We start from the raw sequence: 25735 nt of genomic DNA on the forward strand, positions 1-25735 counted from the left end.
TCTCCTCTTAACATTGCTTTATACATTTAGGTTTTGCCTCGCCCACCTACTTAGTCAATTTAATAATTTCTACTAAATTAGTATCCTTAGCTGATTTTACTAATTTCAAAAGCAATTTTAAAACATCTTCCGCTTGATCAGGATGTCCCTCTACGAAATCAATAATATTTAGGAATGCTAATTTTAGAGACTTAGGACTTATATTTCCTTCATAATTTAACGTATAGGGGTAAGGTTGTTCTAAAGAACGAGTTAACCATCCACTTTCAGCCATTGCGGGTAAACCTAACTCTGTTAATGTAGGAGTAATATATTTTGTATCTATAGTTCTTCCGGAAAAACCACCTGTTAGATCAACTTGGTGATATCTAATGTCTTGAGATGGATATAAAACCTTATGTACTAAAAGAGTAACTAGTACCGTATAAACGGCTTTTCTAGTAAAGCATTTTTTACTAATTTCCAGAACATAGTCTTGATATTTTTGTGGTAATTGAGTCTGATTGCTCTCTAATTCAGATATGCTTTGATAAATCTGAATAAGTTTTTCCTTATGATTCATTGTTAATGATATTTTTGTTTTAATTCCTGGCTGTAAAGAACAATTTTTATGAAATTTTAATATTTCTAAGTCGCTCTCTTCAGGTAAAAGAATTTGTTTTTTAATTTGATTTGCGAGTTCATAAATTAGCGGTATACAGACAGAATTACCTATTTGTTTATAGCATTCGGCTAAATTGCTATGGGTTTTAAAGTTATCAGGAAAACCCATGATTTTATAGCATTCCCTAAGTGTTAATTTTCTCACTGCATTTTCTTCTGGTATGTAAATAAAAAATCTTCCTGAAGTCTCTTGAGAAGGTATAGTTGGATGTACTCCTTCGATAGAATAAATTCTATTTGGTTGATGATGAACTCGTGATAGATGTTCTGTATTTGGTCTAACACCTGTTTTCCAAATACTTTTATTGCGATATCCTACAAAAATCAACCCCGATTGTTGTTCTTTAGGATTATCTATCATTGTATATTCTTCAGGATTAAGGTATTCAAATTTTCCTGAACTACACAAAAATTCTTTCAATTTAGGAAATCTGTCCGATTTTTTCAGACTCTGAAAATTAAATTTTCTGCTTTTTGTGGCAACAAATATGACTCGTTCTCTATTTTGTGGTAGTCCGAAATCTCTAGAGTTAACTATTTCGTAGTTAACTATGTAACCCATATCTTCTAAAGAATAAAGTATTACTTCTAATGTTCTACCTTGATCATGATGTAATATATGCTTAACGTTTTCTAGGACAACTACAGGAGGATGTATATGTTCAATAATTTCACAAATATGAAAGAATAAAGTCCCTCTAGTGTCATGAAAACCTTTTCTATGTCCGCAAATACTAAAAGGTTGACAAGGAAAGCCAGCCGTTAAAACATCAAAATAAGGTAAATTTTCTAAATCAATTTTTCTGATATCAGATTCTGGCTTGTCTCCGAAATTATTCAAGTAAACCTGTTGACACGCCTGATCAATTTCGCAAGAAAATACACACTGATATTCAGCTTGTTCAAAGGCTAATCTAAAACCTCCAATCCCAGCAAATAAATCAGCAAACTTTAATTTTAATTCCTCCATAAAAGTTAATTATTAAAATATTATTGAAATAGTTAGGTTATACATCATACCAAAGTTTAATCGTTTTTTATCTGTTTTTCAGTCAACTAAAAATTTTCCGTCTTGCCTATGTAAATACTAAAAGATATATGTAAAATATATAACAAATAATAACTGAGCGAAATATTTTTAAACATAGGATTCCTATTTGATTTCTGTAGGCGTAGCCTGGGCTTTGTGCTTACAACTCAAAAAGCTGTTTCCCACTTGCTACTCCCCACTCCCACCTACGCAAGTAAGTTTAAAAATCAAAGCGGATTACTATATTTAATTATTAACTAAATCTTAAAATAAGAATTTTGTTACCAGCGATACAGTATTTTTTTACTATTACTTTTTCAATACAATAACGCCTTTCAAAATTACCTGACATGACCATTAAATCTACTTATCTCAAGACATTAGTGACAGGGATCACTGCAATTCTAAGATATCTGTAGAGGTGGCATTAATTTATATATCTCAGGTAAGATGGTAAATTCAGTTAAAAATGACGATAATATATACATCATAAAAAAATGCAAATCTAAAATTTTCTTTAAATCAGCCACTATTAAGGCTTTTAGTTAAGTTCAAAAAATAAAATTTTCTGCTGATTTAGTCGAGTGAAAGACCATAAAACCAGGGATTTTAAAATGAATACAGTCCAAAAAGTTCACTGTCCTAATTGTGGTAGTGATGCGGAACGTCACTATATTTCTGACAGCAAATTAACTCGGACACAATGCCCAAGTTGCGATTACTTAATGATTAGTTGTACTGAGACTGGTAAGGTGATTGAGGCTTATGCACCAGGGATTAGTGCTAAAAAACAATTGAGTGCGAAGATAAAGTAGTCACTTATTTACTGGCGCGGAGTTGTCCACAAGCAGCATCAGCTTCTAAACCACGAGAATAACGCACACTGACGGCAGTTTTTTGTTGTTTGAGAATGTTAACAAAGGCTTGAATGCGATCGCTAGTAGGGCGCTTGTAGTCAACTTCGTGAATGGGATTGTAGGGAATCAAATTGACGTGGCTTTGAAATCCTCTAAGACATTTTGCTAGTTGCATTGCGTGATGTGGTAAATCGTTAAACCCAGCTAACAGCACATATTCAAAAGATATGCGTCGTCTGGTGATTTCCACATATTCCCGACATTCATGTAGCAAGTCTTCTAGAGGATAAGGACGGGCGCTGGGAATAAGTTGTTCTCTCAGTTCTTGGTTAGGTGCGTGCAGACTTACGGCTAGAGTGACTTGTAAATTGTACTTGGCAAATTGACGAATGCGATCGCGGATACCCACTGTAGAAACAGTCAGTGATCGCTGTCCAATCCCCACATCTTGATTTAAAGATGTTAAGGATGCTAAAACATTATCAGTATTCAATAATGGTTCCCCCATACCCATAAATACCACATGGCTCACCCGTTGCTGAAAATCTTCCTGCACAGTCAACACTTGATCCACAATTTCATGGGTTGCTAAATTTCGCGTGTAACCACCCTTACCAGTAGCGCAGAAATCACAAGCCATGGGACAACCCACCTGAGTAGACACACAAACTGTGAGGCGCTTTGCAGTGGGAATACCTACAGTTTCAATAATTTGACCATCTGCCAATTTGAGGAGATATTTAATTGTGCCATCAGGCGCAACAGCCCGATGATGTATAGTTGAACGTCCAATGGGAACCTCTGCAATTGCAGCCCGCCATTCTTTAGGAAATACAGAAATATCAGTTAGCGATCGCACACCCTTGTGATAAATCCAATCGTGTAGCTGTTTACCCCTATAAGCCGGTTGTCCCTGCTGCTGTACCCACAGGCTTAAATCTGCAACCGAAGCGCCAAGGAGGGGAGGAGTGATTTCTGATTTTAAAGCAAGAGGTGTGGCAGACATAAATAATCAAAAGTTGATGCTAAACCTCTATGCTACAACCTTCAACCGCATTTTAGTTTAAAAATTCTTGGCGTTCTCCGCGTCTTGGCGGTATGCGCTACGCGCACGCTACGCGAACGATAAAAAAAATCAAGACTGGAGAAACTTCCTCACCTGATATTCCCCTGACCCCACTATCGGATAGGATTTTCCCATTGCTTGGGTGAACTTTTCGTCAATTAACTGTAAATCTGCTAAAGGTATAGCTTGCCACTGCTCTTTAGTAGCCCAACGAACAATTAAAATCAGTTCTGTGGCATCATTTGGGTTAATCCAAACTTCCTTACCCAAAAATCCCGGATACCCAGCCAAAGCTGTTGTCCAGATTTCTGCATCCTTCTGGATATAAAATTCTCGCTCATCTGGAGCCACCTGAAATTTGAGTAATTCTATAACCACACTTGTTAATTTCTCCCCTGTCTTTCTGAATTTGCCAAAATAGAGATGTAGGCTAAATTAACCCCTTTTCCAGGATAGCTTGATTTTATACACTTACGAGCCAAGGTCAGCTAGTGGAAAATAATTAAAGAGGAAGGGACTATGGATAATAACAATTGGTTGCAACAGTTAATGATGCTGGGTATTGGTACAACGTCTTTAGTAGCTGAAAAAATGCGGCAAGTCAGCGATGACTTGGTTAAGGATGGTAAACTCGACCCTGAGCAAGCAAAAGCCGTCATGGATGACGTTGTAGAGCAATTAAAGTCTGAGCAGGGAAACTGGGAAGAACAAATGCAACGACAAATGCGAAATATGATGCAGGATTTAGGTGTGGCGCGTCAATCTGAAGTGGATGAATTACGCGGCAGAATTGACCGTTTAGAGCGTCAAGTGCGTGATTTGGAGAATAAACTGTGGCGTTAAAATGTCGTTTCTGATTTACACTATTTGTGTCCTGTAGGTAATTTCAAAAAATTTGAGATTGCCTGATTTAAGGAGGGATAATTTTGAAATCTATTTTTCTCAGCGTGGCTTTCATGCTGTTCTGTGTTGTAGTTTTGGTAGTTGCACAAGTTGGGAATAATATCAACTCTGCTGTTGCTGCCAATTTAACCACAAATACACCAGCAGCTATAAATGTCACCGAAAACCAAACCTTGATTGCGAGCAATACTATGTCTGATGATAACGTCGTAACCACTCCGTCTGGACTGAAATATATTGAACTAAAAGAAGGAACTGGGGCGACTCCTGAACCTGGACAAACTGTTGTAGTTCACTACACAGGTACTTTAGAAAATGGTACTAAGTTTGATAGTTCCCGCGATCGCAAGACTCCCTTTGAGTTTACAATCGGTATCGGACAAGTGATTAAAGGTTGGGACGAAGGTCTCAGCACCATGAAAGTCGGCGGTAGTCGTCAGTTAATCATTCCCTCAGAATTGGGTTATGGTTCCCGTGGTGCTGGTGGTGTGATTCCACCCAATGCTACTTTGCTATTTGACGTTGAATTAATAGACGTTAAGTAGGCAATAGGGGCAGGGGACAGGGGGGAGAAGAGGCAGAAAAGTCCCCAGTACCCAGTCCCCAGTCCCCAGCTATTAATAATTTCCCTGATTTGCTAGGTTTTTAAACTTGGTATACTGGGGGTCAAATAAAAGTTTTACAGTACCTGTAGGACCGTTGCGGTGTTTAGCAATGATGATTTCTGCAATGCCCCGGTCAGGACTGTCAGGATTATAATAGTCATCACGATATAACATGACTACTAAATCTGCGTCTTGTTCAATACTGCCGCTTTCTCTCAAATCGGACAACATGGGGCGCTTGTTAGTCCGTGCTTCCACCCCCCGACTTAATTGAGATAAGGCAATGACTGGTACGGATAATTCCCGCGCTAAACCTTTGAGAGAACGGGTAATTCTGGATAATTCTTGCACTCGGTTATCTCCTGCACCTTCCATTAATTGCAGGTAATCTATCACGATTAATCCCAGTTCCATACCTTGTTCTGCTTGCAGTCTTCTGGCTTGACTCCGCATTTGGGTAACGGTAATATTGGCGGTATCATCAATAAAAATTGGCATCTCTGACAGCATACCAATGGCACGGCTTAAAGGTTCCCATTGGGTTTGACTAATGCGCCCACTCCGCAAATAACCGCTTTCAATTCCGGCTTCACTAGCTAAGAGTCTCTGCACTAGCTGTTCTTTAGACATTTCTAAGCTGAAAAAGGCAATGGGTAATTTATATCCAGCCGCTATGTTGTGCGCTAAATTTAAACAAAATGCTGTTTTTCCCATTGATGGTCTCCCGGCGATGATAATTAAATCGGAACGCTGGAAACCACTGGTTAAGGAGTCTAAGTCATAGAAGCCGCAGGGAATACCGGGAAGGGCGATACCTTGATGACGGGTTTCAATATCTTGAAAGGTGTTAATCAGGGTATCGGAAATGTGGGTTAAACCTGATTGGGGACGTTCTTGAGTTACACCAAAAACCTTCTGTTCGGCTTCATCTAAAACTATGGGTAATTCTTTTTCTGTCTCGTAACCCAGATGGACAATTTCGTTACCAGCTTTAATTAAATGCCGCCGGAGGTATTTTTCCATAACTAACCCGGCTAAGGCATCAATGTTGACAGCTGACACTGTGCGGTCTACGAGGGTGGCTAATTTGTTTCGCCCCCCAATTCGGGCTAACATATCGTTATCGGCTAACCAACTGGTGATGGAAAGTAAGTCTGTGGGTTTCCCTTGGGCGTGCAGACGGAGGGCGGCTTGATAAATCTCTTTGTGAGCGCTAATATAAAATGCTACTGGTAAGAGGCGATCGCTAACTCGCCCTATGGCTTCTGGATCTAGTAAAATTCCCCCCAAAATCGCTTCTTCTGCTTCAATATTTTGGGGAGGGAGGCGATCGCTACCATCCCCTTGAAAACTTAATTCTTCAGACATAAGCCATTTTAATTGCGATATTTTCGCTTTTAGCTTCTAGTTGCTTCCCCAGTCCTTGACAAAAAAACTACTGAGTGCATATCAGAGCAGCACTCAGATGTTCTCATAGTTAGCTGGCTACAACTTCAATGTTGATTTGAGCCGTTACGTCAGAATGTAGCTTCACTTCCGCTTGGTAAGTTCCCAGATGGTTAATATCAGGAATAGTAATTCCACGACGGTCAATTTCTTGACTGGTAGCTGCTTGAATTGCATCTACTACATCTTGAGTTGTGACTGTACCAAAAATTGCTTCGTTCTCACCCAGGGGTTTAGCAATTTGCAAGTTACCAATTTTTTCTAAAGCGGCTTTTTGCTCTAAGGCTTGTTGACGCAGTTCTAATTGGCGTTGACGCTCTTTCTCACGACGGCGTTCTACTTGCTTAAGAATACCGGGAGTAGCGCGAGTTGCCAAGCTCTGGGGAATGAGATAATTACGAGCATAGCCGGGAGCTACGTCTACTAGGTCGCCAGATTTTCCCAGCTTGCTCACATCTTGATTTAATACTAACTGTACACGTTTCGCCATCGGTTTCGTTTTTTCCTGTAAAATCTGATTAACTTTGGTTTCAGCAGCATAGCTAAAGCCTACAGATCCTAGCGAATCGTAGGGTGCGATCGCAACTATTTTGCTGTCAAAAAATGGAAATGCCATTCCCACCAGGCTCAAAAGTAAGTTAAAATGCCTTTTTTAATTGCCGAATTTGATGCTTAACTTCATCCCAAGCCACTTGCATCTGACTTTTTTCTACAGGTGCAGGGATATTAGCCACAGGTAAGGCTGGATTCAAATGACGGTAATATTCCCAAGTATCCCAGTAAGGACAACCAGGTTGAATGCGAATCCCCGCCCAGTGCAGATATTGTAGAGGTTGATTGACTTTGGGATCAAATACCATCTGAGCTTCAGCCTGAAAATGGCCACTTCCCGCCCAATTTCCTGGTGCTTTACCCTCCCTGTTCACAATATTAAAACGCCGGGGAATCCGCTTCAGCAACATATAGTTGATAATTGGTTGGTCAGAAGTCTTTTCCGAAAAGTCAAAATATTCTGGATGTGCAGCACACTCGGCAAAAATTGCATATAAATCATTCTCAGAGACTAAATTTTTCTTAGAACCCCAAAAACCACCATTGAAAATATCTTTAACTTCTGCTTCTGTAAATACGTTCTCTGTTAATACCTGGGGACTAAAGACATTTTTAATTCCCCCCAAATGTTGATAGTCACAAGAGATAAAATCTGTGGTTGCTAGATAGTTGAGATTATCAATAATCTTTTCAAACACCACGATATCTGTGTCAATATACAAAAACTCATCAAAAGGCCCAAACCAACAAGCCTGCTTGCGGAATTGATTGGGACGAGCAAAAAATTGACCCCCAAAGGTTTCATGTAAATTCTGGGAAAGTCGCTGAATAAATTCTAAGTCTTCGTAAACTGTGACTCCGTAATATTTATTCAGAGTCTCGGCGATATTGTGATAATTTTCATCATAAGGAATCATCACAATGGGTGTATCTGCATCATATAATCTGATACTATTGAGTAATGCGATCGCCTGATCCGTCACCCTATCATTCGCAATAATATAAATTCCCCGAATCATGTTATTTACCTCTAGCTGTTAATCCTAACTTGCGGAAAATGCGCTTCCCGATACTGGGAGGAGCGTTGTATGCTTTGGCTTTTGTTGTAAAATTTGGTCGCTGGTCTGGTTCATGCAAATAGCGATAATGCAAGAAAATATCTCTGTAAGGAAAATCAATATTTTCTCCCGCACAAACTCTATTAAATAGTTTAGAAGATAAACCAATATAATGGAGATAAGTCAGTTTATTGCCCCGATCATAGAGAATGTAATTGATATTTTCAAAATGGTCAGAAGTTACAGAACAACCAGTTGATTGATCAACAGGTAAATTGCGGGCAAAGTTATAAATAGATGTATTGCTTTTCATCCTCAGATAGTTAAGCACAGATTGATTGGGAGCAGCCATATATAACACATCTGCATCTCCCTCTCTTAATTGAGATAGCAACCACTCTCTTTGTGCTGGGGGAAATAAGCCTTTTTTAGCAGCGTAAAAACCAGAGCAAAAAATTTCTGACTCGATGCGTTCTTGACTAAATATTTCTAAAAGTCTGGGAGACGATAAATTATATATATGGGCAGGGTCTTTGTATTGAAAATCGTAGACGACAAAATCATAATCATCTAACTGCTGGAAAACAAAATCTAGCGGCTGCATTACCAATGTATCAGCATCCAGATAAATGAATTTATCAAATTCACTTCTGGAATCAAAGGCACAATAACGGCGATTTTCTCCCACTCGGTAAAACTTGGGAATCCCTTTTTCTTGCCAAACTTGAATAGCAGTTTTATGTGATTTCCAGACATCATAAGAAAATTCTTCCCACTCAGCAAAAATTGCCGGATCTTCTAAGAGGGTGACATTTTTCCGAGATGCTACTTCGGCGCGAACCTTTTCTAGTTGGTCGTTATAAGCAATCACACACACGGGTACATCCTGTCCAGCATTGGCTTCTATGCTATTTAGTAACGCCACAAGTTGGTGATATACATAATCATTAGCCAGTGTATAGATACCATTTTTCATAGTTTTACCTGTTATTTTCTACAAAATTTGAGAGCCAATTAAGTAGGTTTAATTTGTGCAGAATTACCTGTCGAGCTTCGGCGATCGCATCTTTAGCAGCATACCAAGCATCAGGATTTGCAGTCACTTCTTGAATGTAGGCTATACCTTTTTCATCCAGACTGGGTAATCTTAAAAAACTTCCAGGGGGTAATAATTTATCCGCAGCCGAACCACCATAGTAAATTGGCAAACACCATGCTAACAAAGCGTCCCAAAGTTTCTCACTCACATACCAATTGTTATCAGCATAGTTTTCAATTGCCAGGTTATAATAATAAGGAGCCATGCCGTGCCATTTATTCCCTAATTCTCCTGAATCATGCGCCCAGATGGGTAAATCTCGCCCATATAAATCAAATTTAATGCTGCTATTTTGTAAGGATTCTAAAAATTGTAATCTTTGCCGATGATTAGCTGTACGATTAATCCCAGAGGTAATCCAACTACAAGGAGAAATTTTTTTAGGCGGTGGCATTTCGTTTAATTCCCGAAAGGAATTACCGTGATACCATATAGCAGGCATATAGTCGGGATGAGGCGCAAAATCATCAGGGCCGGAAATATAGCCGCAATACTTTTGAGCTTCTTGATATGATCTTTGATGCTTTTTTACAACTTCATCTAGTGGTGGTTCCCGCAATAAATAAATTATCTGTTCTTTGCTGACTCCTTTGAGTAAAGAATGAATATTTAATTCAGTTTTTGGTTGTGGATGACGAAAACGCCGTAACCAAGATTTTGGCTGGGGTGGTTTAGGAAAGTTAAACTGATACATCAGCAGAAAATCTGGTTTTGATGCTAAAGCCTGCATTTGGATATTTCCCCAGATTCCCAATTGATGGGGGGTTTGTTGCCATAGCCAATCTGCTTTATTATTGAGATTGCGATAACTGCTAATCATGCCAACTGTTTTTATAGTCATCTTCGTTAATAGGTTGAATAATTCCGTTTTTTCGTGGTTATTATAATTAATAACTAAATTTAATTGCGATATGCACCTTTGCGATTTAGCAGTTTTGCGGGGCTAAATATTTGATCGGTTTATCAAAGTTAACTAAGGCTTCAATTAAATATCTAGCAGATTGATAAGAGTCAATAATTAATTTACTTTGTTGAGGACTGATTGGTTTTAAGGTATCATCTAATTGGGCAATTACGCCGAGTATGGCGTTGAGATGCTGGCGAGCTTCTGCGGCAATTTCTGTAAAATGAGAGTCGGAATACATAGTATTTTTATATTTACTAGGAGATTCTTGTTTTTTCCAGTAAATAATATCTTCTAAAATATCGATAGTTGTCATGGTTTTAGAAGTGAATTTATAGGATTTGTTGAGTAGGTCTTGCTGTTCTTCATAGTTAGCTACCATACCGTCAATTAATAGGTTTAAAAACCCAATCATGGCATTAACTCGTGTACGCAGTTCTTCGGAAATCCGGGTGAAGTTTTGGTTGCTTGGGGTGGATGTTTCGGTGCGATCGCTAAATTGCATGGCGTACAGATGTGAGTAGTAACCACCTTTGCGTAACAGTTGTTGATGGGTTCCTACTTCTACTACACGCCCCTGTTCTAAAACAGCAATTTGATCAGCTTGTTGGACTGTAGAAAGGCGGTGAGCAATGACTAAGGTGGTGCGACTACGACTGAGATCATCAAGTGCTTCTTGTACTAAGCGTTCAGAAACTGTATCCAAGGCGCTGGTGGCTTCATCTAAAATCAGAATTTCGGGATTTTGCAGTAAAGCGCGGGCGATCGCTAATCTTTGTCTTTGTCCCCCAGATAACATGACACCGCGATCGCCAATCAGAGTGTCAAATTCTTGAGGCAATTTGCTGATAAACTCGTAAGCATTAGCCCGTTTTGCAGCTGTGATAATTTCATCCAAGCTGGCTGAGGGTCTTCCATAGGCGATGTTATTCCCTACTGTGTCATTAAATAAAAAGGTATCTTGACTGACAATACCCATTTTCTTCCGCAGAGATATGAGATCAAACTCCCGGATATCTTTACCATCGATGGTAATACTACCAGATACCGGGTCATAAAATCTCGGTAAAAGGTCTGCTAATGTTGATTTACCAGCACCTGAACCCCCTACCAAAGCTAAAGTACCGCCACGGGGTAAAAATAAATTGACATCTTTAATTACTAGCTTGTCATGGCCAGGGTAGGCAAAGGAAAGAGATTGAAAATGTATTCCCTCTCGTAATTCTGTGTAAGGAATCTTGCCTTTTTTCATTAAAGGCTTATTATTGCGATTTAAAAAATCCGTGACAATGGTAACACTGCTGGAGTTATTAGCAAAGCTGCTGCGAATACCGTTTAACTGCGAAATCAATGGTAGCAATCGCAGTAACACTAATAAATATGTTAAGAGTACGGCGGAAAGATTAGAAATTTGTTCAGAAAAGAAAGTTCTACTTAAAAATATAATTAGTAGTAAAGCAATAATTCCCATTACCTCACTCAGAGGTGCGATCGCTTGAGCATTGACTTGAGATTCAAAATCAGCAGCTTCACGATCACGGATAAGTTTTTTAATTCTTAAATATTCTCTGTTTTCATTTCCCGTAGCTTTTACTAATCGAATACCATTTAGGGTTTCTAGCACAGCAATTGAATAAGCCTTAGACATTTCACTCAGCTGCTTCCCAAACTTCTTAGAGCGGTAAATAGCATACTGATTTACTAGGGTGACAAAAGCTAATAAAAATGTCGAAGCAATTGTTAATTCCCAAGAAATTGATAGCAAAATCACCACAAAAACTAAAATAGTTATACCTAAAATAATTAATTTTATAGTATTACTGATCGCAGTTGCTGCCCTACCAGTTTCTGCACCAAGGCTATTGATTAAATCACCAATTTTCATTTTGGCATAATAATCTATATCCACCTCTAGTAATAATTTTACTCCCATTTCCCGGATATCTGATATTAAAATTTTAGTTAAATAACTTGAGGATAAAGCACTAGTATAAGTAGCTATATTTTTTAAAATTATTGTTAATAAAATTGCCCCAGACATTACCAGTACGCGGTAATTTTCTGAAATATTATCAAAGGGAGTAATAATAATTTGGAGAATGGGAGGAGCATTAGTTAAATCTACATCTTGCCCAACAATTCTTAAAATTACTGGCACAATTAGCGCTGTACTAACTCCATTAAATAAAGCTCCCGAAAATCCCAAAAATATCGTCAGTACAATCCAACCTGGATAGGGCTTGGCAAACCTGAGTAGTAATTTACTGCTAGACATTAGTTATATATATCACAATTTAGTTATTATTCATGTAATTTATCAACTTATGGTATATTTTGCAATAACACATTTATACGCATAAATACCATATTCTCTTTACTTTATAAATTAAGTAATCCCCTAAATAAAGGTAATGATATTTTAAAATTTTACATAGTGACACCGCAACTTTATGGCAGCTTTAAAATTCCTCAAATAAATCTTTATAACTGGGAAATTAGCGCCTTGAGGCTAGAAGCCATCGCCTCTGTACTATATTTCTCCACACATCTGCCCCTAGCTCTTTTACCACGCTGATTTGCTAAGTCTAAATTTTCAAATATCAATTGAATTTTTTCTGCAATTTGTTCCGGAGAACTAGGTTGAACTAAATAACCAGTGTCTCCTAAAATTTCGGGAATATCTCCCACCATAGTAGATAGTACAGGTTTAGCCATTGCCATGCCATCTGACAGCTTGAGAGGAAACTGGGCGCGAGCCGTCAGCGTATCTCGCTGAGGAACAACTATAATATGAGCAGCAGCTAATACATGAGGCATCATTTCTATAGGAGACTTTGGTAATTTAATGATCCAACGTCCCCACTTTTCCCTTAGTTGCTCATCATAATTATCATAAGGGCTACCACCCACAATTACTAATTTTAAATCTGGTTGATTCAACTGTTCTAAAGCTATTAAAACATCTTCAACCCCTTTATGTGGTCTGGGTGCGCCAGGAAACATTAAAATTCTCCACTCAGACAGACCATAATATTCTCTACTCACCTCTGAATCATATTTATTCGGGTCAAACATGGCCGTATCTTTGCCATTGGGGACATAAACACCGCCAAAACGTTGTTGGAGAAACTGAGTATCTATGGTGATAGCATTAGCACGAGATACTATATTTTCTATCCACTTGATATAAAGGGGATGGTCAGGAAATTTCAGCGCCCCATTTTTTTTAAAGATATCTCTATATAATTGTTTGGGATTTGGTGCATACTTCCATTCATCACCACCATACCAACTCATTTCCCAGTCATCCATATCTAAAATTAAGGGACGACTACTGGTAAATTTTTTAATTAAAGATATGCCAAAACTGGTCGGTTTGGGTTTAATTGCATAAATAATATCGCCATCCAGTTGCTTTAATAATTTCTGGGATGAAATTAAAAACTCAGGATAATTTTTACCTGGAATAGAAATAACGGACATATTAGCAGGAGGAATTGCATAAAGCTCCTTACCAAATAAAAATCCTATAACCTCTACTTGATAATTTAGTTTTTCTAGAACTTGTCCCAAGAGAAATGCGCGTATAGCACCTCCCCCAGCTAAATCACTCACTACTAAGGAAACTTTGGTTTTCATGATACCTGAATATTTTATTAATTATTTCCAGCAAAATTCAGAATTTGTGAAAACATAGCTATGATTTTTTTCGACCTTGGCCCACGATATTTTTCATAGAGGATAAAATTGGGAATAATCAATCTGATTTGATAAATAATTTTCCACAATAACATGGATTTGATAGAAATTCTAGGATGGAATAAGGTTATAGGGTAAGGAAGAATTTTCACTAATCTGTAAAAGTTTTTGTCATCTTTTTCTTTCAGAGCTTCTTTGATGAAATAATCAATTCCCTGTTGAGAAAATGCCAGCAGGTTGATATTTTTAGTAGTTAGATTTTCATAGAATTTGGTGTAATGAATTTTCATTGCTGACCAATTATTGGTTGTATTGCTCTGATGTTTTGTATAAAATGTCCCGACTATGGGAGTATAAATAAAATCTACGCCTGCCAGTAGTAAATTTAACATAAAATCTCTATCTTCCAAAGCTTTGAGACTTTCATCAAATCTTTGGTTCTGGACAACGCTTTTATGCATAAGTAAATGGATTAAGGGAAATGGTGAATTAGCTAAAAAATCAGGTAACAACAATCTCTGAATTAATTGTTCTTTAGTCAGTGATGAAACTAGATTTACATCTCTTTTAATAATATTTTGCTGCGCATCTAAATGCACTCTTTCGTAATCGCCATATAAAACAACTTCTTTTGTGGGAAAATTATGCAAATAATTTAATTGAAATTCTATTTTATCTTCCAAAATCCAATCATCTGGATCTAATAAATGAATCCACTCTCCTTGGGCTAAATTCAGTCCCCAATTTCTGGCGGAAGATACGCCACCGTTATCTTGATAAAAATATTTGACTCGTGCATCTTTCTTGATTAATTTTTCAGCTATTTCACGCGTGCTATCCGTGGAACCATCATCGATAATTAAGCATTCTAGGTTAGATAATGTTTGATTTAAAATGCTTGTTACACATTTTTCGAGATAGATGGCTCGGTTAAAACAGGGGAGAATAAATGAAACTAATGGAGCCATGTGTTAATTATTCCTCTCAAGATGTTAATTTTGTCCAAATTTCCACTGGGATTGGCGAGGTAAAAGCAGTAATAATTAAACGCAGATGGACGCAGATGAATTTGTAATTTATTAGACTAGGAAATGCTATAAGGTGATAAAATTAGTCTAGTTATATGTTCATGGCTAACTCCGAGAAAACACAGTTTAAAGTTGATATTTAAAGTAAATAAATTATTATATCTTAAGGTGTAGTCTTTTGGTTTTTTTCCTACTTCTGGCTTTATTCAGCAAGCCCTAAATGGCTTTTAGCCCCCACCTTGACTTTTATCAGTTTATAAAGTACAATTGTACTACAACGAAGCCAGTCTCACCCTTCAAAAACAAGAATGCTGCTTTTAGCAGTATCACACCTGAATTACAGAAACGTTAGATAAATTTCTTTAAACTCTCAAATCAGTTATCACAAGAAGATTTACAATCAAATAACAGCGATTCACCCCAAGGCTGAAAATAGCCGTTGTATAATGCTTAATTCAGTGCATTTTACTAGGGGGGTGGGTAGCTGTGCGTTTTTATTTCCAGAAGAAAAAAATTGAAGCACTTTACACAGAAGAAAAAAATGCTCACAAATACCCAGGAGTGGTTGACGACTTCTTTGAAGTCATGGCAATTATTGATGCTGCTGTAGACGAACGAGACTTGTATGCCCAAAAAGGATTGAGATTTGAAAAACTACAAGGAAAACGTGGAAAGGAGGAACAACGTTCTCTGCGTTTAAATGCTCAGTGGCGTTTAATTGTCACCTTGGCTGAGGATGAACAAGGAAACTACTTGACAATTATTGATATCGAAGACTACCACTAACACCACGCAGCAGGGGAAACAGGAATATGAACCAAAAACTAGCACCAGCAAGAGTACCAACACCAGGAAGAATTTTAAGTCGAGAACTAGAAGCGCGGGGATGGACACAGAAAGACCTAGCCGAAATCATGGGTCGTCCAGTGCAAACTATCAACGAAATTATTCGCGGTAATAAGCAAATTACTCCAGAAACAGCCCTGGAACTTTCCCAAGCCTTTGGGACATCACCAGAATTTTGGACAAACTTAGAAGCCAAATATCGCCTGCATCTAGCAAGTAAACAAAAAACCGAGCCAGATATAGCTCGCAAAAGCCGTTTATATACCCTTGCTCCTATACCAGAACTGATTAAAAATAATTGGATTCAAAAAACAGAATCCTTGGATGAATTAGAGCAGCAAGTTTGTAATTTTTTAGGCATATTATCTTTAAATGAAACTCCAAAATTAGATGTTAACTTTCGTTGCTCACAGCATCTAGAGCCAGAAGAAACATCACAAATAGTTTGGGTTAAACGAGTAGAAAACCTAGCCAAACAGCAAACTATTGCATCTTTTGAGCGTTCACAGTTGGAAGCAGCGATACCGACAATTCTCAGCCATGCTGCACAACTAGAAAATATTGTACATATTCCTAAATTACTCACAGATGTAGGCGTACATTTTGTCATTGTCCCCCACCTCAGCAAAACCTATTTAGATGGTGCAGCCTTTTATTTAAGCAATAATCCTGTTGTCGCCTTGACATTGAGATATGACAGAATTGACTCATTTTGGTTTACACTCCTGCATGAGTTAGCACATATTGTTCTTGGACATCAAGGAGCTTATTTAGATAACTTAGAAGCATTAGCAGAAAATGAAGAAGAGCAAGCAGCTAATCAACAAGCAGCCAATTGGTTAATAGAATCTCAAGCCTTAAACAACTTTGTTGGTAAAACTGGAAGATTCTTTTCGCGCCGTGCAATTGAAGAATTTGCCCAAACACAACACCGACATCCAGGTATTATTGTAGGGCGGTTACATTATGAAGAAATAGTTCCGCAAAAAAATCTGAGAGCATTACTTGTAAAAGTAAGTCCCTTGTTAGAACAATGGATTGATAAATAATGGACAGGTACTTGATTTTTTGATTTAGGGCAATATTGCTGATTCTGCCATCAAAACTCAAATTACGGTAAAATTGCCCGAATACCTATTCAATTCTCTTGTTGTTTTTTCACGACTTTTTCAGCCAACCCTACTTCCCACTCCTGATTGTGAAAACATCCTCTAAGCTGAAATAGATGATCAGGGAGAAAACAGGTATGCAGGTAATCCGTCTTCAGGCTTTATCAGACAATTACATATTTTTATTACACGATCGCCAACAGAATATTGCAGCTGTTGTTGATCCAGCAGAGGCTGAACCAGTCTTAAAGCAACTTGCAGCCCTAAAAGCGGATTTGGTAGCTATTTTTAATACTCACCACCATCATGATCATGTGGGTGGTAATCAGGAGTTAATGCGACATTTCCCCAATTTAACGGTGTATGGTGGGGCTGAGGATGAGGGGAGGATTCCGGGACAACAGGTATTTTTGCATGAAGGCGATCGCGTGCAGTTTGGCAATCGCACTGCTACAGTTTTCTTTATTCCTGGACATACCCGCGCTCATATTGCTTACTACTTCCCCCCGGTAACATCTGGTGACGCTGGAGAGTTATTCTGTGGTGATACCCTATTTGCTGGCGGTTGTGGTCGCTTGTTTGAAGGTACACCCACACAAATGGTGTCATCTTTGGGGAAATTACGCTCTCTCCCAGACCATACCCGTGTTTGGTGCGCCCACGAATACACTTTAAAGAATCTGCAATTTGCGCTGTCTGTGGATAGTGAGAATCTGGAATTACAAAGGCGCTACGAGGAAGTTAAAAACTATCGCAGTCGCCAACAAGCCACGGTTCCCTCATTATTGGGGGTAGAAAAACTCACAAATCCTTTTTTACGTTGGGAACAACCGTCATTACAGTTAGTAACTAAAAGTAATGATTCAGTCCAAACTTTTGCTCGTTTACGGGGAATGAAAGATAGATTTTAGTTAAACTTAAATTCCTCGAATTAAATTAATTGAATCTGTTACGGTAAAATTATGGAGATAGAAAACATTTATTTATGGTTGATTTCCCGAAATTTAACTAATTTGTTGATGTGCTAAATATTGTTGCTGTAATTCTTGGGGAATGGGAATAGGGCGACCATTCTGCACATTAACAAACGCCCCTTTTTGGATTGCTACTGCTGACAACTGATTGTTAGATAAAATTTCAGCTTGCATAGTCCACTTTAAACGTCCTAAATTATGCAGCCATAAACATCCTTCTACTTTGTCACCCAGTTGGATGGGGCGTTTATACTCAATTTCCGTTCCAGCTAAGATGGGCGTGTATCCTTGCTCCATTAGTTGACCAAGTGGCAAATATTCATCTAGGCACTTTAAGCGTAAATCTTCTAGCCATCTAATATAAACAATGTTACTTACAATGCCTGCAAAATCAATATCATAGGTTCTGACAGGGATTGTCAGCTTTACTTCTAATGGTCTTTGTGGGTGATGATTTACTAGCATGATGGCAAATATTTAATGTTTAAGACTGTTCGGTCGGTTATTGAAGAAAATTTTTTGTATAGCAGGGGAGTAGGGAGTAGGGAATAGGGTAAAAGCCTTTCGGTGTCTAACTTTTATGATCAGCTTATGTCCTAACGTCCTTGGCGGTTGGTATAACTGATACCATTTCTTGAGCAAGTTGTGCTAATTTTCTTTCCTTATTTCTGGTTTCTGCTAATATTTCAGCGCATCCTAATGAGGATGTAGATTTAAAAATTATGATCTATATACTGATTTAAATGATTCACGGCTCGCTGCATATAAATTGAATCTCCGTAAAGTTTGCTCATCATAATTGCTCCTTCTAAGGTTGCAGTGATAATAGTGGTGATTTCATCAGCATTGACATCAGAGCGAATTTCACCTTTTTCAATTCCGGTTTCAATAATGCGACGAATTAGATGTAGCCAGGAGTTCATCGCCTTTTGAGTGCGTTCCCGTAGTGCAGGATGTGCATCATCACTTTCAACAGCAGTATTCAGCAGTGGACAGCCTCCTTGAATGGGTGGGTTGTCAGCAAAATTACTAAATACTGCAATAATTGCATGGAGACGAGCAATTGCATGACGCTGATTCCGCAATGCAGCTATATAATGCTGACTGACACAGGCGATCGCATAGTCAAAAGCCTGTAATGCTAACTCATCTTTACTTTGGAAGTGGTTGTAAATTCCTCCTTTCTGTAATCCGGTGACACGCATAATGTCGGAAATGGACGAGCCAGCATATCCCTGTTGGTTAAACAGTTCGGCGGCTTGTTGGAGAATTTTGGCTTTTGTTTCTTTACCTTTAGACATAAAATATAGAATAGACCGATTGGTCTGATTAAACTTAACGTCATATATATGTGATGTCAAATGATACGGAATTTCATGTGTTTAAACTTGATTAATCAAGTTTTTAGGCATTATCTCTCTTCCCAGAAGTGTTGAAATAATTAAAACTTATATTGGGGGCTAAATATCACTGATTGCAAGTAAAGGCACATCTTTGGGCGGGGCGTAGCCCATCGCTATCTAATTCCAGGAATTTCTACCAATTTTTTCACTATGATTATATAATGCAAGCAAGCACTTACATTATTTTACAAATTCTTTAGATATACCAGTAAAGCGATGGTTTTGCACCCAAATATTACCAAATTTCCGACCAGTCTATAAAACAAGAAAATAAAAATGCAAACTCCTGAATTTCCTGAGCCTCAAGTTTCTGCGGAAACAGAACAGTCAGGCGCAACTGATGCTAATGATATTAAACAGCAAGAGCCAACATTTAAACCAAATCAAAAGCAAAGATGGCCGCTAATTGTAGGTATTATCCTCTTAATTGTCGGCGGTGGCTTTGGTTGGCGCTGGTGGCAAAATAGCATTGCGGGTAATGCTCCCTCTGGGGATACAGCAGCAGCTGGTCAACCAATGGGGATTCCTGTGAAGTTAGCCACTGTAGAAACTGGAACCATAGAAGACAGTTCAGTAATTAGTGGTTTTCTAGAAGCTCCCGGTTCAGTAGCAATTAGGCCAGAGATTGACGGGCGCATCAGTGAAATTATCTTCCAAGAAGGCGATCGCGTGCAAAAAGGGCAAGTAATCATCCGCCTGCAAAGTGGCGATACCCAAGCCCGTGTACGACAAGCAAAAGCAACATTAGAACTTAACCAAGCCCGACTCGCCGAACTCACAGCAGGTACACGTCCCGAAGAAATAGCCCAAGCCAAAGCCAGATTAACTCAAGCCGAAACCCGCCTGCAAAACGCCCAAGGTGGCGCACGTCCACAAGAAATTGCTCAAGCAGAAGCCCAAATTAAGGTAGCGAAATCTGATCTGGAATTGGCACAGTCAAGAAGTGAAAGATATCAAAAATTAAGAACAGAAGGGGCAATTTCCCAAGACGACCTAGAAGGATTTCTGGGAGAACAAAGAAGCGCTCAAGCTAGGCTAGAACAAGCTCAAAGACGGCTAGACCAACTCAGTGAAAGCAGAAGCTCAGATATTGAAGAACTAGCCGCCGTCGTAGAAGTAGAAAAACAAACCCTGAGACAACTAGAAAACGGCCCCCGCGCCGAAGAAATAGCCCAAGCCCGTTCTCAAGTCTCCGAAGCCGCCGCCCAAGTCCAGTTAGCAGAAGTCCAACAGCAATACACAAACGTTGTTGCTCCTCTCAGTGGTATTCTCGGTAATATCCCCGTCAAGGCGGGAGATTTTGTCAATAAAGGAGACGAACTTACCACACTCAATCAAAATGACACTTTAGAATTAAATTTAGCCATCCCCTTTAATGAAGGGGAAAGATTGCGTGTGGGATTACCTGTAGAAGTATTAGATGCAGAAGGCCAACCAGCAGCTACAGGTCGGGTAAGTTTTATTTCACCTAATATCACTGTAAATACCCAGAATATTTTAGCTAAAGCTACCTTTCCCAATACCACAAACCAAATACTCAATCGCCTGAACGTCCAAGCCAGAGTCATTTGGGATGAACGTCCAGGAATCTTAATTCCCACCGAAGCAATATCGCGCCTGGGTGGACAGACCTTTGTATTTGTAGCTGAAGCACCACCAGAATCTAAACCGGGAATGCCAAACCTGATAGCGCAACAAAAACCTGTGACATTGGGAGCCATTGAAGGTAACAATTATCAAGTGATTTCCGGACTAGAAGCTGGGGAAAAAATTGTTGTTTCTGGTATTCTTAACCTCACCAACGGTGTACCCATCATCCCTGCGCCGGAAGAAGAAGGCGAATAAAAATGCTGCTTGCTGAGTGGGCAAATAGAGTAATGCAAAGTTAGGAATAATCTTCCTAGTCCCCAACCCCCCCAATCCCCAGTCCCCATTTGCTTATGTTTATTGATTTCTTTATCAAAAAACCAGTTTTTGCCACAGTTTGTGCATTAATTGTGTTGTTGTTGGGATTGATTTGTCTTCCCACACTACCCATTGCTCGGTTCCCAGATATTGCCCCTACTCAAATCAACGTCACAGCTAACTTTAGCGGAGCCAGTGCTGAGGATGTAGAAAGCGGTGTCACGAATATCTTAGAAAGGCAAATCAATGGCATTGAAGGTATCCGCTACATTACTTCTAGTAGTAGCAACGACGGCTCTACCAATATTACAGCTACCTTTGATTCCTCCCGCAATCCCGATATTGCAGCTGTGGATGTGCAGAACCGGGTTTCTTTCGCTCAAGCGCAACTGCCAGAAGCTGTACAGCGCACAGGTGTGAGAGTTTCTAAGCAGTCTAACAACATACTCTTAGCCGTTGGTTTATTTGCCGAGAATGATGAGTATGACAATATATTTTTAAGTAACTATGCTGACCTTTACATCTCAGATGCTTTAAAAAGAGTCAAAGGTGTGGGTAATGTTACTATCTTTGGGGAACGTCGTTATGCTATGCGTCTCTGGTTAGATCCCAATCGCCTTGCTAGTCGTGGGCTAACAACTGCGGATGTAGCCAACGCCCTATCCGAACAAAATTTGCAGGTGGGAGCGGGTAGCATTGGTCAAGAACCAGCCCCAGAAGGGCAAAGATTTCAAATTGATGTCCGTGCTGCCAGTAGACTGACAGAACCATCAGAATTTGCCGAAATTGTCCTGAGAACTAATGATGATGGCACTTTAATTAAGCTGAAAGATGTTGGTAGAGCCGAACTGGGAGCGGAAAATTATAATTCATTTTTACGCTATCGTGCTAAAGATGCTGTAGGTTTGGGGATTTATCAGCTTCCTGGGAGTAATGCTTTAGATGTGGCACGGGGAGTCAGGGAAGAAATGGCGCGACTAGCTCCTAATTTTCCCCCAGGATTACAGTATGAGGTAGCCTTTGACACTACCCTGTTTGTAGAAGAGTCGATGACAGAAGTAATCAAGACTCTAATTGCCGCAGTCATACTAGTTGTGATTGTAATTTTTGTGTTCTTGCAGGATTGGCGAACTACTTTAATTCCCGCCCTGACTGTTCCGTTATCTCTGATTGGGACTTTTATTTTTGCTTGGATTTTTAACTTTTCGATTAATAGTTTGACTTTATTTGGTCTAACTTTAGCATCGGGGATGGTGGTAGATGATGCGATCGTTGTAGTTGAGCAAATCAGCCGTTTTATTCAAGAGAAAGGGATGAGTCCCCGCCGGGCGGCCAGTGAGTCAATGGCGGAATTGTTTGGTGCAGTCATTGCTACTTCCTTGGTGCTAATGGCGGTATTTATCCCGGTGGCGTTTTTTCCCGGAACCACTGGCGCACTTTATCGACAATTTGCCCTCACCATCGCCTTTTCCATTGTAGTTTCTACTTTTTTCGCCTTGACCTTGACACCTTCTTTGTGTGCTTTGCTATTACGTCCAGGACAGAAACCTTCTGGCTGGCTGGGTCGGGTGTTTAATCAAGTCAATCGCGGGCTTGACTCATTACAACGCAGCTATCAGCGATCGCTCAACTTTTTAGTCCGCTTTAAAAGCATTATCATTGGACTATTCATCGTGTCATTGGGAATGACATCTTGGCTATATATAACCGTACCTACAGCCTTTCTCCCAGAAGAAGACGAAGGCTTTTTCATTACCCTAGTTCAAGGGCCACAAGGAGTTTCCCTGCAATATACCAGTGATGTCATAGCCCAGGTAGAAAAAGAAATCTTAGAAATTCCTGAAGTAGTAGGAACCTTCGCCGTGGGGGGCTTTAGTTTTAGTGGAAATACTGCCAACAACGGTATTATATTTACCACATTAAAACCTTGGGGAGAACGCACCAGACCAGACCAAACCGTACAGGCCATTCTCGGTCAATTACGCGGGAAATTATTCGCCATTACAGAAGCCAGAGTCTTTCCAGTAAATCCACCCCCCATCCAGGGATTAGGTAACTTTGGTGGCTTCGAGTTTCAACTACAAGACCGTAGAGGTAGTAGTGGCTTAGATAGTTTAGTTCAATCAATGGGTCAATTGCTAGGAAGTGCTAACCAAAGGCCAGAATTACAAGCAGTATTTACTACTTTTGCCGCCGAAACACCACAATTGCTAGTAGAAGTAGACCGTAATCGAGCCAAAGCCCTGCAAGTTTCCGTAGATGATATTTTCCGGACTCTACAAACCGCGTTAGGTTCTCAATATGTCAATGACTTCAACCTCCAGCAGCGTAACTATAGAGTATACATCCAAGCAGACCAACAGTTTCGCTCCAACCCTGAAGATATCGGACAACTATCTGTGCGTTCTCAAACCAATCAAATGATTCCATTGAGAAACTTAATTACCACCAAGAATGTTGTGGGAGCGCAAACCATTAATCACTATAATCTATTTCGCTCCATTGCCATCAACGGTTCTCCCGCTCCCGGTTCCAGTTCTGGAAAAGCTCTTGAAGCGATGGAACAAGTCGCCACACAAGTATTACCACCTGGTTTTGGTTATGAATGGTCAGGAACTGCACTAGAAGAAATAGAATCTGGCGGTTTAGCACCCATTATCTTTGGTTTAGGAATACTCTTCGTCTTCCTAGTGTTAGCAGCACAATATGAAAACTACATCGACCCCCTGATTATCCTCTTATCAGTACCTTTAGCAATTTTTGGCGCACTTGTAGCCCAATCAATGCGGGGTTTTGCTAACGATGTTTACTGTCAAATCGGTCTAGTCATGTTGATTGGTTTAGCCAGCAAAAATGCGATTTTAATTGTAGAATTTGCCAACCAACTCCGAGAACAAGGACTTTCCATTACTAAAGCCGTCGTGGAAGCTGCACAGGAGCGTTTACGCCCAATTTTAATGACAGCATTTTCTACACTTCTCGGTATTTTCCCCCTGACTATTGCCACAGGTGCGGGTGCGGGAAGTCGCCAATCCTTGGGAACAGCCGTATTTGGTGGGATGTTAATCGCTACTTTTCTGAGTTTGTTTGTCGTACCAATTTTGTATATTGTCATTAAAACAACTACAGAAAGCTTATTCAAACCCAATCGCCATCAAATGCAACTGGATAGAGAGATTACATATTCGTCAAAACATGATGAATAAAACCCCACCCCTAGCCCTTCTCCGCAAGCGAGGAAGAGAACAAGAAGTTTTTTCATAAAAAAAATTTAACTCTCTTCTTCTCCGCGTCTCTGCGTGATATAGCACTACGCATACACGTTAGGACATAAACTGATCATAAAAGTTAGACACCGAAAGGCTTTTACCCCACTCCCTACTCCCTACTCCCCAGCTATACAACCAAACCCAAACCAAAAAACCAATGGAGATATTTCAAGTTATCCAAGACACCATCAGCAAACCACCCATTCCCCATGAACCATACAAGCAATCACTAAAAGCTTGGGCGATGTATTGCTTACGGGACAAAGGATTTAAAGTAGTTTATGCCCAAAATGCCGACTTTGCCATTGAACCTAAAGGACAAGAAAAAGTCTATTTTAAAGTTACCAATCATCCAGAAGATGTCGATAATTCTTCTAACTGGATAGTTTGGGATAGTGAAACTAAAACCGTGAGTCTATTTCCACTCACCTAAAAGTTTGTAGAGAGGACTTAAGTCCTCACTATAAATCAACCTGAAACTTGCTTTTCAAATATCATCAAGTGTTGCTGGGGTAACAAATTTTTGGTTTCTCGCCACACTAAACCCACAGCTTGCATTTCTTTACGCACTTGCTTTTGAGTCATTTTGTGCAACCGTTTAATCATAATCAAGGGATTTTCGCCCCGATATTCCACCAGCACTACTTTACCTCCTGGTTTCAACGCTTTAACAATTGCTGTCATCACTTCTTGGGGATATTCCAACTCATGATAAGCATCCACCATTAGCGCTAAATCAATACTTGCATCTGGGAGGTTGGGGTTGGTGAGAGTTGCTAATATTGGTTCAACGTTGCTGATATTTTTCTCTTGTTTGAAAAAGTCGATTATTTCTAGCATTTCTGGTTGAATATCTACAGCTAAAACCTTGCCATCTGTTAATAATGGTGCAATGCGAAAGCTGAGATATCCTGTACCTGCGCCAATATCTGCGACGACATCATCTGGTTTTAAGTTCAGCGCACTGACTATTTTACTGGGTTGTTCTTCTACTTCGCGCCTGGGTCTTTCTAACCAACCTGCGCCTGTGTGTCCCATGACTTGGGCAATTTCTCTCCCCATGTAGTATTTTCCGATACCATCCGAACTGGGGTAAGTGCGCTGTTGATAAATATTATGGGATAGAACTGCGGCGCTTGCTGTGATAATTGGGGTAAACCACAAGTTTCCCAGCATCAGCAGAATTGCGATAAATTGTAAGAAATTTAACTGATATTTTTGACTCATATAGCAATCTTATCTGGTTTGCTTTCCACCGAAACGTTTAGATCCCCTCTCTGGGTTCGTAACTATATGTGTTTCAATAGATTAATACTCCC

Annotated in this window: 23 protein-coding genes; 9 read left to right on the plus strand and 14 right to left on the minus strand. The window is 39.5% G+C overall.

Annotated elements, in window-relative coordinates; genetic code table 11:
* Positions 1–46 precede the first annotated feature (46 nt).
* A complete protein-coding gene (locus tag ACM0OP_RS04795) occupies positions 47–1633 on the minus strand; it encodes a DNA cytosine methyltransferase (protein ID WP_414527249.1) in 1587 nt (528 codons plus the stop codon).
* 674 nt (positions 1634–2307) lie between these two features.
* On the opposite strand from ACM0OP_RS04795, the gene ACM0OP_RS04800 reads away from it, so the two are divergent.
* Positions 2308–2508, plus strand: coding sequence for a replication restart DNA helicase PriA (locus ACM0OP_RS04800; RefSeq protein ID WP_414527250.1), 201 nt, complete (start codon positions 2308–2310; stop codon positions 2506–2508).
* Positions 2509–2512: 4 nt separating this feature from the next.
* Here the strand turns inward: ACM0OP_RS04800 and rlmN are convergent, their stop codons facing one another.
* Positions 2513–3556, minus strand: a complete 1044-nt coding sequence (rlmN, locus tag ACM0OP_RS04805) for a dual-specificity RNA methyltransferase RlmN (protein WP_414527251.1) — start codon at positions 3554–3556, stop codon at positions 2513–2515.
* A 129-nt stretch (positions 3557–3685) separates the two neighbouring features.
* On the minus strand, positions 3686–3994 hold the full coding sequence (locus tag ACM0OP_RS04810) for a TIGR03792 family protein (protein WP_414527252.1): 309 nt from the start codon (positions 3992–3994) through the stop codon (positions 3686–3688).
* Between the two features lie 141 nt (positions 3995–4135).
* Between ACM0OP_RS04810 and ACM0OP_RS04815 the strand changes: the two genes are divergently transcribed.
* Both ACM0OP_RS04815 and ACM0OP_RS04820 read left to right on the plus strand, forming a co-directional pair.
* The gene (locus ACM0OP_RS04815) at positions 4136–4459 is read left to right on the plus strand and encodes a phasin family protein (RefSeq protein ID WP_414527253.1); all 324 of its coding nucleotides are present in this window, start codon (positions 4136–4138) and stop codon (positions 4457–4459) included.
* Positions 4460–4542: 83 nt separating this feature from the next.
* On the plus strand, positions 4543–5064 hold the full coding sequence (locus tag ACM0OP_RS04820) for an FKBP-type peptidyl-prolyl cis-trans isomerase (RefSeq protein ID WP_414527254.1): 522 nt from the start codon (positions 4543–4545) through the stop codon (positions 5062–5064).
* 72 nt (positions 5065–5136) lie between these two features.
* Here the strand turns inward: ACM0OP_RS04820 and dnaB are convergent, their stop codons facing one another.
* The 8 genes from dnaB to ACM0OP_RS04860 all read right to left on the minus strand — a co-directional run bounded on the left by dnaB (position 5137) and on the right by ACM0OP_RS04860 (position 14850).
* Positions 5137–6492, minus strand: coding sequence for a replicative DNA helicase (dnaB, locus tag ACM0OP_RS04825; protein ID WP_414527255.1), 1356 nt, complete (start codon positions 6490–6492; stop codon positions 5137–5139).
* 109 nt (positions 6493–6601) lie between these two features.
* The gene (gene rplI / locus ACM0OP_RS04830; protein ID WP_414527311.1) at positions 6602–7060 is read right to left on the minus strand and encodes a 50S ribosomal protein L9; all 459 of its coding nucleotides are present in this window, start codon (positions 7058–7060) and stop codon (positions 6602–6604) included.
* 148 nt (positions 7061–7208) lie between these two features.
* Positions 7209–8141 carry an Npun_R2821/Npun_R2822 family protein gene (locus ACM0OP_RS04835; RefSeq protein WP_414527256.1) on the minus strand — a complete coding sequence of 311 codons (933 nt, stop codon included), beginning with the start codon at positions 8139–8141 and terminating at the stop codon, positions 7209–7211.
* Position 8142: 1 nt separating this feature from the next.
* Complete coding sequence (locus ACM0OP_RS04840; protein ID WP_414527257.1) at positions 8143–9156, minus strand: Npun_R2821/Npun_R2822 family protein; 1014 nt, start codon at positions 9154–9156, stop codon at positions 8143–8145.
* Between the two features lie 4 nt (positions 9157–9160).
* Positions 9161–10120 carry a glycosyltransferase family 10 domain-containing protein gene (locus tag ACM0OP_RS04845; protein WP_414527258.1) on the minus strand — a complete coding sequence of 320 codons (960 nt, stop codon included), beginning with the start codon at positions 10118–10120 and terminating at the stop codon, positions 9161–9163.
* An 85-nt stretch (positions 10121–10205) separates the two neighbouring features.
* Positions 10206–12458 (minus strand): ABC transporter ATP-binding protein, encoded by a 2253-nt coding sequence (locus ACM0OP_RS04850; RefSeq protein ID WP_414527259.1) that lies wholly within the window; start codon positions 12456–12458, stop codon positions 10206–10208.
* A 206-nt stretch (positions 12459–12664) separates the two neighbouring features.
* Entirely contained in the window at positions 12665–13822 is a 1158-nt protein-coding gene (locus tag ACM0OP_RS04855; protein ID WP_414527260.1) for a glycosyltransferase family 4 protein, read from the minus strand.
* 17 nt (positions 13823–13839) lie between these two features.
* On the minus strand, positions 13840–14850 hold the full coding sequence (locus ACM0OP_RS04860) for a glycosyltransferase family 2 protein (protein ID WP_414527261.1): 1011 nt from the start codon (positions 14848–14850) through the stop codon (positions 13840–13842).
* A 546-nt stretch (positions 14851–15396) separates the two neighbouring features.
* On the opposite strand from ACM0OP_RS04860, the gene ACM0OP_RS04865 reads away from it, so the two are divergent.
* From ACM0OP_RS04865 to gloB, 3 genes are all read left to right on the plus strand, one after another.
* A complete protein-coding gene (locus ACM0OP_RS04865) occupies positions 15397–15696 on the plus strand; it encodes a type II toxin-antitoxin system RelE/ParE family toxin (protein WP_414527262.1) in 300 nt (99 codons plus the stop codon).
* A 26-nt stretch (positions 15697–15722) separates the two neighbouring features.
* Positions 15723–16805, plus strand: a complete 1083-nt coding sequence (locus tag ACM0OP_RS04870; RefSeq protein WP_414527263.1) for a HigA family addiction module antitoxin — start codon at positions 15723–15725, stop codon at positions 16803–16805.
* 197 nt (positions 16806–17002) lie between these two features.
* Positions 17003–17776 carry a hydroxyacylglutathione hydrolase gene (gene gloB, locus ACM0OP_RS04875; RefSeq protein ID WP_414527264.1) on the plus strand — a complete coding sequence of 258 codons (774 nt, stop codon included), beginning with the start codon at positions 17003–17005 and terminating at the stop codon, positions 17774–17776.
* Between the two features lie 93 nt (positions 17777–17869).
* On the opposite strand, the gene ACM0OP_RS04880 is transcribed toward gloB, so the two are convergent.
* The gene (locus tag ACM0OP_RS04880; protein WP_414527265.1) at positions 17870–18304 is read right to left on the minus strand and encodes an acyl-CoA thioesterase; all 435 of its coding nucleotides are present in this window, start codon (positions 18302–18304) and stop codon (positions 17870–17872) included.
* A 248-nt stretch (positions 18305–18552) separates the two neighbouring features.
* Positions 18553–19140: a TetR/AcrR family transcriptional regulator gene (locus ACM0OP_RS04885; protein ID WP_414527266.1), complete on the minus strand. Its 588-nt coding sequence runs from the start codon at positions 19138–19140 to the stop codon at positions 18553–18555.
* 378 nt (positions 19141–19518) lie between these two features.
* Here ACM0OP_RS04885 and ACM0OP_RS04890 point away from each other — a divergent pair, with 378 nt between their 5' ends.
* The 3 genes from ACM0OP_RS04890 to ACM0OP_RS04900 all read left to right on the plus strand — a co-directional run bounded on the left by ACM0OP_RS04890 (position 19519) and on the right by ACM0OP_RS04900 (position 24849).
* A complete protein-coding gene (locus tag ACM0OP_RS04890) occupies positions 19519–21087 on the plus strand; it encodes an efflux RND transporter periplasmic adaptor subunit (RefSeq protein ID WP_414527267.1) in 1569 nt (522 codons plus the stop codon).
* Positions 21088–21182: 95 nt separating this feature from the next.
* Complete coding sequence (locus ACM0OP_RS04895) at positions 21183–24353, plus strand: efflux RND transporter permease subunit (RefSeq protein ID WP_414527268.1); 3171 nt, start codon at positions 21183–21185, stop codon at positions 24351–24353.
* A gap of 220 nt (positions 24354–24573) precedes the next feature.
* Complete coding sequence (locus tag ACM0OP_RS04900; RefSeq protein ID WP_414527269.1) at positions 24574–24849, plus strand: hypothetical protein; 276 nt, start codon at positions 24574–24576, stop codon at positions 24847–24849.
* 35 nt (positions 24850–24884) lie between these two features.
* Here ACM0OP_RS04900 and ACM0OP_RS04905 read toward each other — a convergent pair whose 3' ends face one another.
* Positions 24885–25592 carry a class I SAM-dependent methyltransferase gene (locus ACM0OP_RS04905; protein WP_414527312.1) on the minus strand — a complete coding sequence of 236 codons (708 nt, stop codon included), beginning with the start codon at positions 25590–25592 and terminating at the stop codon, positions 24885–24887.
* Positions 25593–25735: the final 143 nt, after the last annotated feature.

The sequence above is a fragment of the Nodularia chucula CCY0103 genome (assembly GCF_963923915.1).
Classification (GTDB): domain Bacteria; phylum Cyanobacteriota; class Cyanobacteriia; order Cyanobacteriales; family Nostocaceae; genus Nodularia; species Nodularia chucula.